An 18,593-nucleotide genomic window follows, 5' to 3' on the forward strand; every position below is an offset into this window, starting at 1 on the left:
GTTTCAAGAAAAGATTATTTAATATGTCAATGCTTTAAATGGAAGGCTTTAGTTATATTTTACTTGTAAATAACATAATTTAATAATAAAATGAGATAAAGGAATAATTATGGGGGGAAGAGATGAAGATTAATTGGAATTCTAAATATACAACTATATCAATTTATTCATTTTTTGTAATTTGTGCTGGTATAATTTTTTATTTAATTGCATCAGAGGTAAGTACGTTTCAAATTAAAGTAGGAGAAGTTATATCGATATTTATGCCAATTATAATTGGCTTTGTTATGGCATATCTTTTTAATTTTATTCTAAGGTTTTACGAAGAAAAAGTGCTACGTTTTAACTCTTTAAAGAGAATTAAACCAAAGTTTGTAAGATTTATAGGCTTAATTTTGACTTATGCAACAGTTATACTATTAATCTATATATTTATGAAATTTGTATTTCCTCAAATTTATTCAAGTATAATGGGATTAGTAAACGATATACCTTCCTATGTAAGTAAAATCACAGATTTAGTAAATGACTTTAATAGTAAATATGAAATACAGGAAGAATATTATAATTTTATAGTAGCGAAATGGAATGAATATAGGGATAGTATTATAAGATTTGCAACAAATCTTATACCTGTATTAGGAAATACGCTTAAAACTATATTGTCCAGCGTATGGAATATAGTTCTTGGCATTATAATATCAATGTATTTATTAATAGACAAAGAGAGATTCTTAGCATTAAGTAAGAAAACGACTAGAGCTTTATTCTCTGAAACAAGAGCCAATAGGATAATAGAGCTAGCAAATAGAGGGAACAATATATTTGGGAAGTTTTTAAGTGGTAAGATATTAGATTCTTTTATAATAGGTGTTTTAACATTTGTGGTTATAACTATATTTAAGATGCCCTACACAATCCTAATATCATTTATAGTAGGTATAACTAATATAATTCCGTTTTTTGGACCATTTATTGGGGCTATACCTTCAGCGATAATCATTTTATTTGTTTCACCTATTAAGGCATTATGGTTTTTAGTAATAATACTTATAATCCAGCAAATAGATGGTAATATTATAGGACCTAAGATATTAGGAGATTCACTAGGAATATCTGCATTTTGGATATTATTTTCTCTATTAGTTACTGGGAAATTGTTTGGGTTATTAGGTATGATTATCGGGGTGCCATTATTCGTATTTATATACTCTATTATCAAAGAAATAGTAGAAGGTAGATTGAAGAAAAAAGGTTTGCCATATAAGACTGATGAGTACATGTAAATGAAATCAGGTGAGAAAAATTCTCACCTGATTTTTTATAACGAATAGAAAAGTTCTCATTTATCTTTGACTTTATAAAGAGAACTTGGTCTCAATGGATTTTAGAAAAAACTGCCTATAATACTTCTACAGAAGATTTTTGTATTTGTGAATTAATTCCAAATCCAATATTGCAATTAACCTAATACTTCTTTTAATTTTTCAATAAATATTTTATTTTCTTCCATAGTTCCTATGGAAACTCTTATAAAATCTCCGCCCATAGGTCTTATAATAACTCCTTTTTTTTGCATTTCAATAAATACATCTTGACCATTTTTGCCTACATTAACAAATATATGATTTGTTTCTGATGGTGGATAGTAAAATCCTAATTTATCAAATTCATTATAGAGATAATTTCTTCCTTCTAGGTTAATATCATAGCTTCTTTGCAGAAATTCTACATCTTCTATAGCTGCTATTGCCGCAGCTTGTGCTAAGATATTAACATTAAAAGGTCCTCTAACTTTATTTATATTTTCTATAATATTTTTATTTCCTATAGTATAAGCTACTCTGATGCCAGCCAATCCATAGGCTTTAGAGAAAGTTCTCATAACTAAAAGATTAGAATATTTCTTTAATAACCCTATTGTATTATGAGGGTAATCATCTCTAGTTACATATTCCCGATATGCTTCATCTGATATAACTAAAATATTTGAAGGTACCTTATCCAAGAAATCTACAAATTGTTTTTCTGTAATCATAGTACCTGTTGGATTATTTGGATTACATATCCAGATGATTTTAGTTTTATTAGTGATTTTACCTAATACACCATTTAAATCAAATGTGAATTCTTTTAATGGAACTATTACAGGGGTTCCTCCCATCATTTCTGTAGTTTGTATGTATCTTGGGAATGTAATGTCAGCCATTATTATTTCATCATCTTTGTTAATATATGCTTTTGCTATCATGTCAATCATCTCGTCAGATCCACTGCTTGGTAGAACCTCACTAACATCTACTCCAAGTTTAGAAGCTAGAATTTCTTTTAAATCAGTAGAATTACCATCAGGATAAATAGCTAATTCATCTAAGGTATTGATTATAGCATCTCTAACCTTTGGTGAACAACCTAAAGGATTTTCATTAGATGCAAGCTTTATTACCTTGTCAAGTCCATACTCCCTTTTAACATCCTCGATTGGCTTTCCAGGCTTATATGGCTGTAGATTTTTAATTTCTTCCCTAAAACTAATTGACAATATGAACAACTCCTTTCTATTGGACTAATATTAGTGTAACAAGATATGTGTGATAAAAAAAGACTATGATAATAATATGTCTTATGATATAATCAAAAGGGTAACTAATTTTTTGAGTCTATGCAAGAAGAATTGACTAAAAATTTTGTGAAATGTGTAAAATAGGTATGAGAGATTTTCAATAAATCTTTTAAATAAATATGCTGGTTAAGGGGGAAATGTATAATGAAAACATATTCAGCTGATAAAATCAGGAATGTAGCTTTACTAGGACATAGTAGTAGCGGAAAAACAACTTTAACTGAAGCAGTACTATTTGCAACAGGCGTAACAAAAAGACAGGGAAGAGTAGAAGATGGAAATACAGTATCAGATTTCGACAAAGAGGAAATCGCACGTAAGGTGTCCATTGGTACAACTGTTATCCCTGTAGAATGGAAAGACACAAAATTCAATTTGTTAGACACACCAGGATATTTCGATTTTATTGGTGAAATGTATGGTGCAAAAAGGGCATCTGAAGGCTCTGTATTATTAGTTGATGCTTCCTCTGGAATTGAAGTAGGTACAGAGAAGGCTTGGAAAAATTTAGAGAAATACGTAACACCAAGGATTATTTTCCTTAACAAAATGGATAAAGAAGAGGTTAACTTTGAAAATTTATTATCTAATTTAAAGGAAGAATTTGGCGATAAGATAATACCTTTCGCTTTACCTATAGGTGTATCTAGTAGTTTTAAAGGCTTTGCGTCTGTAATTGACGAAAAAGCTTATGAATATAGTGGAACTCAAAGGAAAGAAGTAGAACTTACAGATGACCAAAAAGTTGAGATAGATTCTATCAGAGAAAGTCTAATGGAAAAGATAGCGGAAACAGACGAAGAATTAATGGAGAAGTATTTTGAGGGAGAGGCGTTTACGGAAGCAGAAATATCTAAAGGTTTGAGGCTAGCAGTAGCTCAAGGAGATTTAGTACCTTTAGTTGTAGGATGTGCAGAAAAAGCAATAGGTGTTGATTTCTTATTAGAAGTTATAGAAAGATATATTCCATCTCCAAAGGAGATTGGTAGCGTAAAGGGATTAAAGGATGATAAAGAAGTTGAAAGAAAAATTGATCCTAGTGAACCATTCTCTGCAGTGGTATTTAAGACAATTATTGACCCATTTGTAGGTAAATTAACTTTATTTAAAGTAATATCAGGCAAGATAACTAAAGACATGGAATTATATAATTCTACAAAGGACAAACAGGAAAAACTAGGGGGACTATTTGTACTTAGAGGTAAAAACCAAATCGAGGTTTCTGAAATACAGGCAGGAGACATAGGAGCTACTTCAAAGCTAAACTTTACTAGAACAGGCGATACTTTGTGTGCAAAGAACAATCCTACACTTTATGAAGAAATTAAATATCCACAACCAACATTATTCTTAGCTGTAGAACCAAAGGCCAAAGGTGATGAAGAAAAGATTGGTACATCTTTACAAAGGTTGACAGATGAGGATCCAACTTTTATTGCACAAAGAAATGCTGAAACTAAACAGTTGCTGATCGGTGGACAGGGAAATATGCAGTTAGCAGTTATTGTTGATAAACTGAAAAATGCTTTTGGAGTAGATGTTAATTTAACTAATCCAAAGATTGCTTATAGAGAAACAATTAAAGGAACAGCATCCGTTCAAGGAAAACATAAAAAACAATCAGGTGGAGCAGGTCAATATGGGGATGTTCATATAAGATTTGAGCCTTGTGAAGAAAAATTTGTTTTTGCAGAAGAGGTATTTGGTGGTGCAGTACCAAGAAACTACTTCCCAGCAGTAGAGAAGGGACTTATAGATTCCTTGGAACATGGAGTTTTAGCAGGATATCCAGTAGTAAATTTAAAAGCTATACTGTTTGATGGTTCTTATCATCCAGTAGATTCTAATGAAATGGCATTTAAAATTGCTGCATCTTTAGCATTTAAGAAGGGTATGGAGGCAGCGAAACCTATATTGCTTGAACCTATAATGAAGTATGAAATATCAATACCGGAAGATTATATGGGTGATGTAATGGGAGATATGAATAAACGTAGAGGTAGAATATTAGGAATGGAACAACAGGATGATGGAACTCAAAAGGTTACAGCAGAGGCACCCCACTCAGAAATGTTTGAATATGCCATAGATTTACGAGCTATGACCCAAGCAAGAGGAAGCTTTACAATGGAATTTATTAGATACGAAGAAGTTCCAACTAATATTGCAGAAAAGATTATAGCAGAAGCAAAAGCGGAAAGAGAATAATGAAAATAAAAGTCCAGCCTTAATTGGCTGGATTTTTTATGTAGAATTAAAGATATTAAGGGTATATATCAATATATGTTATTATTGGAGGGATAGCTGTGTATAAAATATATACTTTTGGAGATTTTGATATCAGATACAATGATGAGAGTATTTTAGATACAAAAGGATACCAGTATAGGATGTTGGCACTTTTTAAATATTTTATAACCTTTAATGAAAAAAAGCTATTGCCTGAAAGTATTATTGAAGATTTATGGGCAGATAATGAATTTCATGATCCCAAAAACGTATTAAGAACACAGATATCTAGATTAAGAAGAATGATAAACTTAGATGATAAAAATCTTAAACAATTCTATAGAATAGAACATTCAAATGGATACTATGTATTTAAAACAAATGATAATTGCGTATTGGATGTTCAATTATTTAAAGAACTTATAGATGAAGGTAATTCGCTAAAAGAAAATGATCCCCAAAAATCCCTTTCATTATTAGAAAAAGGATTGAAGCTTTATAAGGGAGAATATTTGAGAGAGATAGAATATGAAGAATGGATTGTACCCATAAGAAATAGATATCGTAGATTATATTTGCAAGGATTATTTAATTATATAGAATTATTGAAGCAGAAGAAGATGAATGAAGAGATAATTAAGACTTGTGAAGAAGCTATCCAATATGAGCCTTATGATGAGGTCTTGCATATGTACTTTATTGAAGCTTTAACAGAGGTGGGAGAGAAAAGATATGCAATTAGCCATTATGAATATATCACTTCTAGACTATATAGTCATATAGGTATAAAACCATCTCCCAAAATGAAAATGTTATATAAAAAGATGCAATTAGATGAAGAAAGCTTAAAAGATGATATTAACTTAAGTAAAATAGATGAAGAATTAAAAGAAGATTATGAAAACAAGGAGGCATTGATTTGCGAACCTTATTATTTTAAATTCTTATATAATTTGGAAACGAGAAAAAAATCAAGGAATATGAAAGATAATAAATTTTTAGGAATATTAACTATAGAGAACAAAGGATATCTTTCGATAGATGAAGAGGATAGAAAGGAATCCATGAGAACATTAGAGGAAATAGTATATAATAATCTTAGGAAAGGAGATGTATTATCTAAATGGAATAGCAGCCAATTGGTTTCTTTACTATATGATATAGAAGAAAAGAGTCTAAATATAATTGTAAATAGGTTACAGAAAAGGTTTCAGGAAAAATGTAAGAATAAAAATATAATATTAAAAATTAGATTTAAGTCTCTATAAATTAGTATATAAATTAATATTATCCTACTAGCCGTATATGGTTGGTAGGATTTTTTTATACTTAATGGACAAATCTTCACTTGTTTTTGATTTTTTAAAAAGAACTTAATCTGATTTGGTTTCAAAAAATTATATTAGGATACTTTTATAGAAGTTTTTGATAAAAATTAAAATGAAATTGATTTGTAATGTTTAAGAAATCTATATGAAGTTTCTTAATGGTATAAATAGCATAAGATAAAAAATGAAAGCATAAAGTTTATAGTTAGTAATGGAGGTGATATGTAAATGAAAAAAATATTTAAAATATCTGTTGTATTTGTTTTGGTACTATCAATGTGTGTGAGCATGGGACTAAGTTCATATACAGCCGAGCCCAATGAAAATTATTACTATGTAGATCCAGAGAATCCGCCAGTAGACCCAGAGGTTCCACCAGTAGACCCAGAGAATCCGCCAGTAGATCCAGAGAATCCACCAGTAGACCCAGAGAATCCACCAGTAGACCCAGAGAATCCGCCAGTAGACCCAGAGAATCCACCAGTAGACCCAGAGAATCCGCCAGTAGACCCAGAGAATCCACCAGTAGACCCAGAAAATCCGCCAGTAGACCCAGAGAATCCGCCAGTGAATCCAGAGGTTCCACCATTAGTACCAATTATACCAACTACAGATCTAGTGATAAATCATATAGAAAAATATGATTTTGAAGAAGAGTTGATAGAGACAGAAATCCTAGAAGGATTAGAAGTAGGTGGAGTAATTTTTAGCTTGGATTATGTTAAGGAGTTTGAAGGTTTATCTTTCGTAGAAAGCGATGTAGAAGAAATCATTTTGATAGAAGGGGAAAATATTATTAATTTATATTATACATTTCTATCGGGCGAGTATATACCGGAAAATCCAGACTTTCCACCAGGAGAAGGAGAAGAAATAGAATCGCCTTATATAGAAGAATTCTGGGATGGAGAGCTAGGACCATTTGAGGATGAAGAAGATGTTTCAAGAATTAATTCATTTAGTTTGGTGAGCTTAGAATCTTATCCCGATGAAGTAAATAATAAGACTTGGCCAAATCCAGGTTCCTTACTATTAAACAAATCAGGAATAGAAGTACCAGGGACTGGAAATCAATGGGAAATAACTTTGGAAATCCAAGGAAAAGATAAGGTAGAAACATCAGATATTGTATTGGTTATAGACCGTTCTGGCAGTATGTCGGGTCAAAAAATCACAGATGCTAAAAATGCAGCTAAGAACTTTGTAAATACCTTATTAAGTGATTCTAGCAAAAACCATATAAGAATAGCTGTAGTATCTTTTGCTGGAGATGTAACTGTAAATTCAGGATTCCAAAGTTATAGCGGAAGGAATTCGTTGATATCAGCTATTAATAGTTTAAATGCTAATGGTGGTACCCATATTCAGGCAGGGATTAGGCAGGGGAGTGCTTTATTAAATGGTAGTATTGCTAATTATAAAAATATAGTATTGCTTGGAGATGGTGCAGCAACTTATAGTTATAAGCCTAATAGTCCCAACAGCTATTTAGAATTTTGGAAATATGAAAGTAATAGAACCTATTCTAGAACAACTTCTGCAATACCTGAATCTGGTTTTAATTATGGTTCAACAGTAGGTGCTGGTAACAGTGAATATACAGAATATCAAACAGGAGGAACTGGGCAAAATAGATATAGCTATAACTATAGACATGGAGCTCATGCTGTGGCTGAAGCAGAGTTTGCCAAATCAAAGGGATATGAAATTTATACTATAGCTTTAAATGCAGGATCTGAAGGAGATTGGACACTAGAAAACATTGCAAGTTCGGGGAATTATTATTCAACTGCTAGCTCAAGTAATCTAAATATTATATTCCAAGAAATTGCAGAAAGACTTTCCAATGCAGCTACTGGTGCTGTAGTAACAGACCCATTAGGAGATATGTATTCAATACTAGGTATAAATGCCGGTAATTATAATAGCTTAATAACCGTAAGTCATGGAACATTAAGTTACGATACAACTACAGATAAAATAATTTGGAATATTGGAACTATAAACGAAGGTATAAAATATTGGATGAAATATAGAGTTACATTGGATTATAGTGCGGAGGGTGGGGTGTTCTATCCAGCCAATAAACCGACTTATATTGAATATGAAAATATAGACGGAAATGATGCTAAGAAATATTTTCCGATACCAGAATTTAGATTGAGGGCTTTGACATTTACAAAACTCTTAAATAGTTCAGGATATGGAGATAAAGACTTCGATATTATATTAGAAGGACCAACTGGACAGTATAAAAAGACTTGGGCTGTATCTCTTAATTCAGGGCAGTCAAAATCAATCAAGGGCCTATTACCTGGAACTTATACAGTTAGAGAAATTGTACCAATGAACTTCAAATTAATAGGTATGAGCGGTGGGGGCATTAGTTATGTATCAGGTAACACATACGAGCTGACAATAGGGTATGATGATTGGAATGTTTCAATAGATGTAATAAATGAAAGAGATAATGATGGATGGTTCTGGGAAGATCCAGATCCAAAGGTAAATAGCTTTACCGTAGGTGAAACGAGAAATCATAGTTCTCTGCCAATTAAAGATAAATTACTATATACAAAACTAGATTACTTTATTATACCAGCAACAGTGGAAATAGATAATAAATTTAATAATGCATAAAATGCAACAGAGGAAGGGGGAATTATGGGGTGGAAGAGAATGAAATTAAAGAAGAAGAATTAAAAGAAAAAACTAAGAAAAAGAAATTAGAAATCATTGGCAATATATTCTTTACAATCTTCATGATGATTATGATTGTACTAATATTTATAACTGTTCAATCAAAGATTACAGGTAAAGAGCCCACGCTACTTAACCATAGATTATATATAGTAGATAGTGGTAGTATGAGTCCAACTATAAAGATAGACTCTATGATAATAGTAAGAGAATTAGAGGCTAATGAAATAAACAAAGGGGACATTATTACCTACTATGGACATAACAAGAATTCTAGAATTACCCATAGGGTAATAGATATAGAAAATCATGGTGAATTTTTTACAACTAAAGGTGATGCCAATGAAGTTAATGACCCAATGCCCCTTGAAGGAAAACAATTGATAGGTAAGGTAGTATTCAAAGTCCCATTAGTAGGCAAGGTTTTTAGAGTATTAAATACGAAATTAGGAATGGGAATCCTTATAACATTGACAATTTTGTGGATAATAATGCCGATGATTGTAGGGAAATTGAGAAAGTCAAACAAATATGTAGTATAAGGATGGATGCTTATGAGAAAGAAAATAATTGCAGTATCCACAATTGCATTAATAATTTTAATTTCGACGGTTGTTTTTGCATGGTTTATATCAACTGAATCTATTGCTAATAAATTTAAAATGGGCACAATTAAGGTTGAAGTCTTAGAACCAGGCTTTGAAGATATAACAGATGTAAGTACTGGAACCTATACAAAGAATGTTCAGGTAGCAAGCCTAGGAACAAAAAGAACTTATGTAAGGATCAGATTAATTCCAGAATGGAGTGAACCTAGTTTACCAATATCTAATGTTCAACTAAATTTAAATCTTGGAGATTGGGTTGATGGCGGAGATGGACATTACTATTACAAATATTATTTGACGAAGGATCAAGTAACAAGCTTATTGCTCGAAAGTGTAACTTTTACATCTTTAGGTCCCGAATATGATGGAAAGACTCTCAGCATAAAGGCAGTAGCAGAAGGTGCCCAAATAACCCATAATGCTTGGAAGGATATATGGGGAATATCAACATTACCTTTTCCAGAAGGAGTTCCAGCACCATAAGGGAAGTAAAAATTGGCAAACTTAAGGAAACTTAAGGACGCAAAGCTATAGGGCCTTCTTTTGATGGCAGCCTAGCTGCAAAATAGGATTAAAATTAAAAGGAGGAAAAGAAATGAAAAAGCGTAGTATAATGTTAGGATCAGTAGTTATTTTGGCAGTACTATTAGTAGTCGGTGGTACAATGGCATGGTTTACAGCAGAAGCAAAGCCGGTAGTAAATACTTTTAAAGCAGGTACAGTTGATATTAATTTAATTGATGAGTTTCCAGAGAATGGTATAGAAAATGTGAATCCAGGAGATACACATTCTAAGGTAGTGCGTGTTGAGAATATTGGTTCAAAAAGAGCATATATAAGAGTTAAATTAACTCCTGAATTTAATCCGGAATTACCAGTTGATGTTGTAGAATACACAATATTATCTGATTGGATTGACGGTGGAGATGGATGGTATTATTATAAAAATATAGTACAGCCAGGAGCTGCTACATCAAATGTAATAGAAGAAGTAAAATTTAAAGGCAGAGAAATGGGGAATGAATATCAAGATGCTACATTTACATTAACAGTAGAAGCTGAAGCAATTCAAGCAACTAATGGTGCAATCAATGACCAATGGGGCATTAACCCAGTTGATCTAGGTCTAGAAGTATTACCATAATATAATCTAAGGAAGGCATATGCCTTCCTTAGAAATACCTCGTAAGGAGGGTAGGATATGAGGAGATTTTTATCTAAAACATTTATCTTTATAGGAGTTCTTTCCTTAGTTCTAGGAACTTTAAATTCATTTGGTCGTAGTATTTCTTATGCTGAAGACTTGGAGCTAATAGGAACTGATTTAGGATTGGAGATAATACCAACTAGTACAAAATTGTTTGATTTAAATAGATTAAATCCAGGTGATACAAAAGAGGCCAAGATCACTATAAAAAATAATTACAGATCGTCATTTTATCTATATATGAGGGCGGAAAGAATGAGTCCAATTCCAGAAGAAGGAGATATAGATTTATTTGAACAATTAAATTTGACAGTGTATCTTCATGGGAATATAGTTTACTCTGGATCGATGAAAGATTTTGCTACTTCTAGTATCAGTTTAGGAGTATTTAATCCTAATGATATTAAGGATTTAAATGCGGCAGTTTATTTACCGGGACCAGAAACAGGTAATGAATTTCAGGGTGCGGGAGTAGAGGTAAAGTGGATTTTTATAGCTGAATCTGATGTTCCAACAGAAGAACCAGAAGAACCAGAAGAACCAGAAGAACCAGAAAAACCAGAAGAACCAGAAGAACCAGAAAAACCAGAGGAATCAGAGGAATTTGAGGAACAGGAAGAAATAATAGAAGATAGGATTCCGGAAACAATACCAGAAGAAAATGAGGAAGAAATAATAGGAGAGAAAATTCCAGAAGTTGCACCTAAAATAATTGAAGAGGAAGAAATAATAGAAGAGAAAATTCCACAATCAGTTTTGAAAATGCCAAGAACTGGTGAAATTCCATCTAGCTTATTCTACGGTGCAGGAATGTTATTTTTATTCATAGGAGTTCAGATGGGATTTAAGAGGAAAAAATAGCTGGAAACTAATCTTCCAGCTATTTTGTTTATATAGGCATCTAAGATGTGTATATTTAAATAAAATAGAATTAAATTATTACAAAAAATTAACTTTTAAACCTTGGAATTAATATGTTAGAATTATGTTAACTTAATATTCAAATTATATGACAAGTACAAAAGTGTAAGAATATCTTTTGTAAACTGTCAAGCGATAAAGGCAAACTTGAGGAAACTCAAGGACGCAAAGCTATAGGGCCTAAAGAAGGCAGCCAGCTACCGAAAGGAGAGTTTAAATGAAAAGAAGATATTTTTCCATAATATATATACTTGTTTTTCTATTTGCTTTTGCAGGACAAGCTATTGGGGAATCTCTATATACAATATCGGCTTTAGATGACAATCTTGTTAAAGTTGAAAGTTTAAAAGAGGATAAAGGTATGAGAATTATGGTTGAAAAAGAAAGTGAAAAGTACTATTATAGTCTAAATAAAACAGTTGAAATAATTCCTCTACAATTAGGAAAAGGAACATATACAATAAAAATATTGCAAAATACATCTGGAGATAAATATAAGGTAGTTCAAAAACAGGATATAAATGTTATAAATAATAATTTAAGTGAAATATATTTGGCTTCTACACAACCAGTTTATTGGGATGATAAGGAAAAAGTAATAGAATTGGCCCAAAATCTAACTAAGGGAAAAAACACAGATAAGGAAAAAATAGAATCTATTTATAAATATATTGTAAATAATATAAAATATGATTATAATAAAATTAAGGGATTATCAAATGATTATGTACCAGAAATTCATAAGGTATTAGCTGATAAATCTGGAATATGTTATGATTATGCAGCTCTTTTTGCGGGTATGCTAAGATCCCTTGGAATACCAACTAAACTAGTAAAAGGATATAAGAGTGATTTAAAAGAATATCATGCTTGGAATCAGGTGTTCTTAGATGGGAAGTGGGTTGTTATAGATACCACATATGATGCTGCTTTGAAAAAAGATAATGTAAAGATTAGTATGATTAAAGATGCTATTGAGTATAATAATGTAAGAGAATATTAGTATAATAAAATTTTATTTGCTCTTAAAGATGAGAAAAATCCAGCAGAGCAAATATTTTTGACAAGAAGGACAAAGAAAGTCAAAGTCAAAGGAGGATTTATATGCCTGGCCTAAGTAATATGATAGAGAGATTTATTAAATCTATGATAGAGATGGCGGAAGATAGTACAATAGAAATACAGAGGAATGAATTAGCTGAAAGGTTTGATTGTGCACCTTCCCAGATAAATTATGTATTAACCACCAGATTTACCCCTTATAAAGGCTATTATATTGAGAGTAGAAGGGGTGGAGGTGGGTATATTAAGATTATAAAAGTAGGAATAGATGAAAATGAAGATATTAATACTATTATAGTTGACATTATTGGTGAATCAATTACAAAAAATAAAGCATATCATATAATTGATGGACTAATTGAAGAAGGATTTATTAGCGAGAGAGAAGGCGATATTATGAAAGCTGCAATAGGAGATAGGGCTTTAAATAAAGAAGATGTAAATAATCGTAATAAATTAAGAGCTGATGTTTTAAAAAACATTTTGCTTATTCTTGTTAAATAGGAGGTGTTATTCTTGTTATGTCAGGCCTGTGAAAAAAACAATGCAACTATTCATTTTACTAAAATAATCAATGGTAGTATAGAAGAAATGCATCTATGTGATTCTTGTGCTAAGAAAAATAACGATTTAGATTTTGAGTTTCCTTTCTCTTTTCAAAAGATTTTTACTGGGCTTATAGGGTCAATGCAGGAAGGGAAAGAAGAAATAAAGAATATCTCATGTCCGCAATGCGGTTTAACCTATAAAAAATTTATGGAAATAGGGAGATTTGGGTGTTCACAGTGTTATGAAACATTTAGGGAAGATGTTGATTCTTTATTGAAAGGAATACATGGACATAATGAACACAAAGGGAAAATACCTACCAAAATAAATAGCCAAACCATTCAAAAAAAGGCCATTGAATCTTTAAGGAATGAATTAGAAGAATCTATAGTTAAAGAAGATTTTGAAAGGGCTGCATTTTTAAGAGATGAGATAAAAAAATTAAAGAGTAAAATTGATGGTTTTGAGGGGTGAGAAATGTGGCAAAATGGCTAGATAGTGAAGGAAAAGAAGAGGATGTGGTAGTTAGTACTAGACTGCGAATTGCAAGAAATATGGCAAATTATAAATTCCCAGATTTTATGACTATGGATGAATCTGAGTATGTCACAGAAGAAGTATTAGGTGTTATGAAAAATAAAGAAGATATATATAGATTCTATAGGGTTAAAGACTTATCTGAGTTGGAAAGTTCCGTACTTGTTGAAGAGCATTTAATAAGTCCAAATCTTGCTCAGAGTACAAGAAATGGAAGTTTCCTTTTGAGAGGTGATGAAAAGGTCACTATAATGATTAATGAGGAAGATCATATTCGAATACAAGTATTGTTATATGGATTAAATATTGAAGAAGGCTGGCGAATTTGTTCAAATATAGATGATTCCTTAGAAGGAAACATTGAATATGCCTTTCACGAAAAATTTGGATATTTAACTTCTTGTCCGACTAATGTAGGAACTGGACTTAGAGCATCTGTAATGGTCCATCTTCCCTGTTTAGCAATGACAGGACACCTCAATACTATTATAGATGGGTTAAGTAAAATAGGTTTAACTGCAAGGGGGCTTTATGGTGAGGGTTCTAAAGCTCTAGGTCATCTTTTTCAGATATCTAATCAGACTACATTAGGAGAAAAAGAGGAAGATATTATTAAAAAGTTAAATAAGGTTATATTACAAATAGTATCGAGGGAAAGAAGTACTAGAGCATACATGATGGATAAGAGAAGTTTAGAATTAGAAGATAAAGTATTTAGATCCCTTGGAATTTTAAATTATAGTAGGCTTATATCATCTACTGAAGCAATGGCACACTTATCTAATGTTAAATTAGGATGTGATATGGGCATAATAAAAGGTATGAATACAAAAGATATTGTCAAACTAATGATAGATATACAACCTGCTAGTATACAGATGAACTTGCATAGAGATATGCTAAAGGATGAAAGAGACATGTATAGAGCACAAATAATAAGAAATAATTTGATTAATATGGAGGGTTAGTAGATATGGCTATGTTTGGAAGATTTACAGAAAAAGCACAAAAGGCAATACTCTTATCTCAAGAGGAAGCTAAAAATTTAAAACATAATTATGTAGGCACAGAACACCTATTATTAGGATTAATAGCAGAGGGAGAAGGAGTAGCGGCAAAAGCCTTATCACAATCTGGTGTTACTTTAGATGAAGCTAGAGCAGAGGTGATCTCGGCTATTGGTGAAGGTCAGTATGGGGCAGATATTTTGGGATTTACTCCTAGGACTAAAAGAATATTTGAGCTAGGTTTTATTGAGGCAAGAAATTTAGGTCATAACTATGTTGGTACAGAACATTTGTTGCTTGGATTACTAGCTGAAGGAGAAGGTGTTGCAATTGTAGTACTAAAAAAACTTGGAGTAGATATAGAAAAACTTGGAGAATTAGTGCTTAGCATGATAACGGATGTGAGTCCAAAACAAGGGCAGACTATGGAAAGCAATAATTCAAATACTCCTAATTTAGCTAAATATAGCACTGATTTAAATAAATTAGCAGCATCTGGAGAAATTGACCCAGTGATAGGCAGAGCAAAAGAAATAGAAAGAGTTATTCAAGTTTTAAGCAGGAGAACTAAAAATAATCCCGTTCTTATTGGTGAGCCAGGTGTAGGAAAAACAGCTATTGCTGAAGGATTAGCTCAGAAAATTGTGGAGGGAACTGTACCAGAGATTATAAAAGATAAGAGGGTTGTTACACTGGACTTACCAGGAATGATTGCAGGAGCAAAATACAGAGGAGAATTTGAAGATAGATTAAAATCTGTGATGAAAGAATTAAAAGAAGCTGGGGATGTTATACTTTTTATAGATGAGTTGCATACAATAGTAGGTGCTGGAGCAGCTGAGGGAGCCATAGACGCTTCAAACATATTAAAACCAGTGTTAGCTCGAGGAGAATTACAAGTAGTCGGAGCAACAACTATAGATGAGTACAGAAAGTATATAGAGAAGGATTCAGCCTTGGAAAGAAGACTCCAGCCAATCATGGTAGAAGAACCTAGTGTAGAAGACACTATTAAGATATTAGAAGGTCTAAGAGATAAGTATGAAGCACATCATAGAGTTAAAATAACAGACGAGGCAATAAAGGCGGCTGCTGAATTATCAAGTAGATATATAAATGATAGATTTCTACCTGATAAGGCCATTGACTTAATAGACGAAGCTGCCTCCATGATTAGGATAAACTCTTATGTAGCACCAGAGGAATTAAAGAATTTAGAGGAAAGATTAGAAGAATTATCTCAAGAAAAGGAAGAAGCAATAAATACTCAAAATTATGAAAAGGCAGCAAAAATAAGGGATATAGAAAGACAAGTAAAGGAAGAATTGCAAAATAACAAGGTTAAATGGGAGCAAGAAAAGCAAACCTCAAGCATGGTAGTTAACTATGAAGAAATAGCCAAGGTAGTGTCCAACTGGACAGGAGTACCAATTACGAAGATGACTACAGAAGAATCTGAGAGGCTCTTAAACTTAGAAAATATATTGCACGAAAAGGTGATTGGACAAGAACAAGCAGTAAAAGCTATATCATCTGCAGTTAGAAGATCAAGGGTTGGGCTTAAGGATCCTAAGAAACCAGTAGGTAGCTTTATATTTGTAGGTCCTACTGGTGTAGGTAAGACATATTTAGCAAAAGCTTTGGCAGAAGCTTTATTTGGCGATGAAGAGGCTATGATAAGAATAGATATGTCAGAATATATGGAGAAACATTCTGTTTCTAGATTAATAGGTTCACCTCCTGGATATGTTGGCTATGATGAAGGCGGGCAGTTAACAGAGGCAGTAAGAAGAAAACCTTATGCAGTAGTTCTATTTGATGAAATTGAAAAAGCTCATCCAGATGTATTTAACATGCTTCTACAGATATTAGATGATGGGAGACTTACGGATTCAAAGGGAAAAACTGTTGATTTTAAAAATACTGTAATAATAATGACTTCTAATGTTGGAGCTACATCTATTAGGAAGCAAAATGTACTGGGGTTCTCTATAGGAAGAGAAGACAATAGGGCAGAATATGAAAGGATGAAAGAAACCATAACTGAGGAATTAAAAAGAACCTTTAGACCTGAATTTTTAAATAGATTAGATGAGATTATAGTTTTCCACAGTCTAGAAGAAGAGCATGTGAAGGAAATCGTTGAGATTATGATAAAAGATTTAGAAAAGCGCCTTTTAAAGATTGGAGTTAAAATAAAGGTATCTGATAATACAAAATCCTATATTGCAGGAAAGGGATTTGATCCAATTTATGGAGCAAGACCATTAGAGAGGACTATAAGAAAGATGATAGAAGATCAGCTAGCTGAAGAAATATTAAGAGGTAATGTTTCTAAGCAAGATAATATAATCATTGATTATGATACTAAAAATGAAAAATTAGCATTTAAAATTTAATAGGGAGCGACGATAGCGTCGCTCCATTATATTATAGGAGAGCAAAATGAAGAAAAAAACTATTTTTATATGTGAAAACTGCGGATACCAGAGTATTGGGCATTTAGGAAGATGCCCAGAGTGTAATTCATGGCATAGTCTTAAGGAAACTATAATTGATGAAAAAAAAGGAACTATCAGTTCTAGGACAAGTATAGAAAGAAAGCCTATCAAAAGGTTGCAAGACGTAATAGCTACAAATAGTGATAGGATTGTAACAAACATAAATGAATTTAATAGGGTAATGGGAGGTGGAATAGTTAAGGATTCCATAACAATACTTTCTGCAAAACCTGGAGCGGGAAAATCTACTTTGCTACTACAAGTAGCAAATGATTTAGCTAAGATGGACTATAAGGTTTTATATGCGTCAGGTGAAGAAAGTGAATCACAAATAAAAAATAGGGCAGATAGGATCATAGAGAAGATTCATCCTAAGGTATGGGTAATGTCTGATAATAGTATGGATAACGTATTGAGAACTATAGAAGAAATTGATCCAGATTTAATTATTATAGATAGTATTCAAACTTTTACTCTTGAAGAGTTCTCCAGTTCTAGAGCTGGATCTCCGACTCAAACAATGGAATGTGCAAATGATTTAGTTCAAATAGCAAAAAATCAAGACAGGCCTAGGGCGATTATTTTAGTAGGACAAATGACAAAAGAAGATGAAATTGCTGGAGTTAGAGCATTAGAACATTTAGTTGATGCTGTACTTATTATAGAAGGTGAAAGCGGAGAAGAGCTAAGGACTTTATTAACTACGAAGAATAGGTATGGTTCTACTGGGGAGATGGGTTTTTTCTATATAACTGATAAGGGTATGATTTCTATAGATAATCCTTCTGAATATTTTATGACGGCTAGAGAAGGAGATGGTACAATGCCAGGATCTGCCATAACTGTAGTCAGAGAAGGAACCAGACCAATTATTCTGGAAATAGAAAGCTTAGTATCAGATTCCTTTACCCCATATCCTTCAAGGATAGGAGAATGTCTAAAAAGAGAACAATTAAATACTTTGGTGTCTATAATAGAACAAAGAGGTGGAATAAGATTCTATGATAAAAATGTAGTTATAAAGACAACTGGAGGAATAAAGCTAAAGGAACAGGCTTCGAATCTTGCAGTACTTATGAGCATCATATCCTCCGTGAAAAATAAAGGCATATTAAATGACACTGTGTTTATATCAGATGTAGGATTAACGGGGGAGTTGAAAAGAGTTCCTTCTCTTGAATCAAGAATCAGAGAATTGGATAGAATGGGATTTAAATATGTATATGTAGCTCCTAATAGCGGGAAGGGAATAAAAACATCAAACCTTAAAATTATAGAATTAGAAACTTTAAAAGATGTAATTAAAAATGTCTTTGATTAA

Annotated in this window: 15 protein-coding genes and 2 riboswitches; of the genes, 14 read left to right on the top strand and 1 reads right to left on the bottom strand. The window is 32.2% G+C overall.

Going from position 1 to position 18,593, the window contains the following annotated elements; translation table 11 throughout:
- Nucleotides 1–122 precede the first annotated feature (122 nt).
- Nucleotides 123–1,286, top strand: coding sequence for an AI-2E family transporter (locus RDK80_RS05650; protein WP_094902274.1), 1,164 nt, complete (start codon nt 123–125; stop codon nt 1,284–1,286).
- 176 nt (nt 1,287–1,462) lie between these two features.
- On the opposite strand, the gene hisC is transcribed toward RDK80_RS05650, so the two are convergent.
- A complete protein-coding gene (hisC, locus tag RDK80_RS05655) occupies nt 1,463–2,542 on the bottom strand; it encodes a histidinol-phosphate transaminase (protein ID WP_094902276.1) in 1,080 nt (359 codons plus the stop codon).
- 225 nt (nt 2,543–2,767) lie between these two features.
- Between hisC and fusA the strand changes: the two genes are divergently transcribed.
- The 13 genes from fusA to radA all read left to right on the top strand — a co-directional run bounded on the left by fusA (nt 2,768) and on the right by radA (nt 18,593).
- Nucleotides 2,768–4,831, top strand: a complete 2,064-nt coding sequence (fusA, locus tag RDK80_RS05660) for an elongation factor G (RefSeq protein ID WP_216557338.1) — start codon at nt 2,768–2,770, stop codon at nt 4,829–4,831.
- Nucleotides 4,832–4,929: 98 nt separating this feature from the next.
- Complete coding sequence (locus RDK80_RS05665) at nt 4,930–6,120, top strand: bacterial transcriptional activator domain-containing protein (RefSeq protein WP_216557341.1); 1,191 nt, start codon at nt 4,930–4,932, stop codon at nt 6,118–6,120.
- 288 nt (nt 6,121–6,408) lie between these two features.
- Nucleotides 6,409–8,820 carry a VWA domain-containing protein gene (locus tag RDK80_RS05670; RefSeq protein ID WP_216557344.1) on the top strand — a complete coding sequence of 804 codons (2,412 nt, stop codon included), beginning with the start codon at nt 6,409–6,411 and terminating at the stop codon, nt 8,818–8,820.
- A 29-nt stretch (nt 8,821–8,849) separates the two neighbouring features.
- Nucleotides 8,850–9,422 carry a signal peptidase I gene (locus RDK80_RS05675; RefSeq protein ID WP_094902284.1) on the top strand — a complete coding sequence of 191 codons (573 nt, stop codon included), beginning with the start codon at nt 8,850–8,852 and terminating at the stop codon, nt 9,420–9,422.
- A 12-nt stretch (nt 9,423–9,434) separates the two neighbouring features.
- Nucleotides 9,435–9,971 (top strand): hypothetical protein, encoded by a 537-nt coding sequence (locus RDK80_RS05680; RefSeq protein WP_216557347.1) that lies wholly within the window; start codon nt 9,435–9,437, stop codon nt 9,969–9,971.
- A gap of 4 nt (nt 9,972–9,975) precedes the next feature.
- A riboswitch (cyclic di-GMP riboswitch) is annotated at nt 9,976–10,054 on the top strand.
- A gap of 29 nt (nt 10,055–10,083) precedes the next feature.
- On the top strand, nt 10,084–10,632 hold the full coding sequence (locus RDK80_RS05685; protein ID WP_216557350.1) for a TasA family protein: 549 nt from the start codon (nt 10,084–10,086) through the stop codon (nt 10,630–10,632).
- A 57-nt stretch (nt 10,633–10,689) separates the two neighbouring features.
- Nucleotides 10,690–11,556 carry a hypothetical protein gene (locus RDK80_RS05690; protein ID WP_216557353.1) on the top strand — a complete coding sequence of 289 codons (867 nt, stop codon included), beginning with the start codon at nt 10,690–10,692 and terminating at the stop codon, nt 11,554–11,556.
- Nucleotides 11,557–11,746: 190 nt separating this feature from the next.
- Nucleotides 11,747–11,821: riboswitch (cyclic di-GMP riboswitch) on the top strand.
- 12 nt (nt 11,822–11,833) lie between these two features.
- Nucleotides 11,834–12,619: a transglutaminase-like domain-containing protein gene (locus tag RDK80_RS05695; RefSeq protein ID WP_308523742.1), complete on the top strand. Its 786-nt coding sequence runs from the start codon at nt 11,834–11,836 to the stop codon at nt 12,617–12,619.
- 101 nt (nt 12,620–12,720) lie between these two features.
- Nucleotides 12,721–13,182 carry a CtsR family transcriptional regulator gene (locus tag RDK80_RS05700; protein ID WP_094902294.1) on the top strand — a complete coding sequence of 154 codons (462 nt, stop codon included), beginning with the start codon at nt 12,721–12,723 and terminating at the stop codon, nt 13,180–13,182.
- Between the two features lie 12 nt (nt 13,183–13,194).
- Nucleotides 13,195–13,701 (top strand): UvrB/UvrC motif-containing protein, encoded by a 507-nt coding sequence (locus RDK80_RS05705; protein WP_094902296.1) that lies wholly within the window; start codon nt 13,195–13,197, stop codon nt 13,699–13,701.
- Nucleotides 13,702–13,706: 5 nt separating this feature from the next.
- The gene (locus RDK80_RS05710) at nt 13,707–14,732 is read left to right on the top strand and encodes a protein arginine kinase (RefSeq protein ID WP_094902298.1); all 1,026 of its coding nucleotides are present in this window, start codon (nt 13,707–13,709) and stop codon (nt 14,730–14,732) included.
- 5 nt (nt 14,733–14,737) lie between these two features.
- On the top strand, nt 14,738–17,170 hold the full coding sequence (locus tag RDK80_RS05715; RefSeq protein ID WP_216557359.1) for an ATP-dependent Clp protease ATP-binding subunit: 2,433 nt from the start codon (nt 14,738–14,740) through the stop codon (nt 17,168–17,170).
- 46 nt (nt 17,171–17,216) lie between these two features.
- Nucleotides 17,217–18,593 carry a DNA repair protein RadA gene (radA, locus tag RDK80_RS05720; RefSeq protein ID WP_216557365.1) on the top strand — a complete coding sequence of 459 codons (1,377 nt, stop codon included), beginning with the start codon at nt 17,217–17,219 and terminating at the stop codon, nt 18,591–18,593.

Source organism: uncultured Tissierella sp. (assembly GCF_902479755.1).
Lineage (GTDB): Bacteria > Bacillota > Clostridia > Tissierellales > Tissierellaceae > Tissierella > Tissierella carlieri.

Bases quoted from the DNA above. Each gene is read 5' to 3' on its own strand.
- fusA (WP_216557338.1), top strand. From the start codon at position 2,768: ATGAAAACATATTCAGCTGATAAAATCAGGAATGTAGCTTTACTAGGA.
- RDK80_RS05695 (WP_308523742.1), top strand. From the start codon at position 11,834: ATGAAAAGAAGATATTTTTCCATAATATATATACTTGTTTTTCTATTT.
- RDK80_RS05670 (WP_216557344.1), top strand. From the start codon at position 6,409: ATGAAAAAAATATTTAAAATATCTGTTGTATTTGTTTTGGTACTATCA.
- RDK80_RS05680 (WP_216557347.1), top strand. From the start codon at position 9,435: ATGAGAAAGAAAATAATTGCAGTATCCACAATTGCATTAATAATTTTA.
- radA (WP_216557365.1), top strand. From the start codon at position 17,217: ATGAAGAAAAAAACTATTTTTATATGTGAAAACTGCGGATACCAGAGT.
- RDK80_RS05690 (WP_216557353.1), top strand. From the start codon at position 10,690: ATGAGGAGATTTTTATCTAAAACATTTATCTTTATAGGAGTTCTTTCC.
- RDK80_RS05685 (WP_216557350.1), top strand. From the start codon at position 10,084: ATGAAAAAGCGTAGTATAATGTTAGGATCAGTAGTTATTTTGGCAGTA.
- RDK80_RS05650 (WP_094902274.1), top strand. From the start codon at position 123: ATGAAGATTAATTGGAATTCTAAATATACAACTATATCAATTTATTCA.
- RDK80_RS05715 (WP_216557359.1), top strand. From the start codon at position 14,738: ATGGCTATGTTTGGAAGATTTACAGAAAAAGCACAAAAGGCAATACTC.
- RDK80_RS05700 (WP_094902294.1), top strand. From the start codon at position 12,721: ATGCCTGGCCTAAGTAATATGATAGAGAGATTTATTAAATCTATGATA.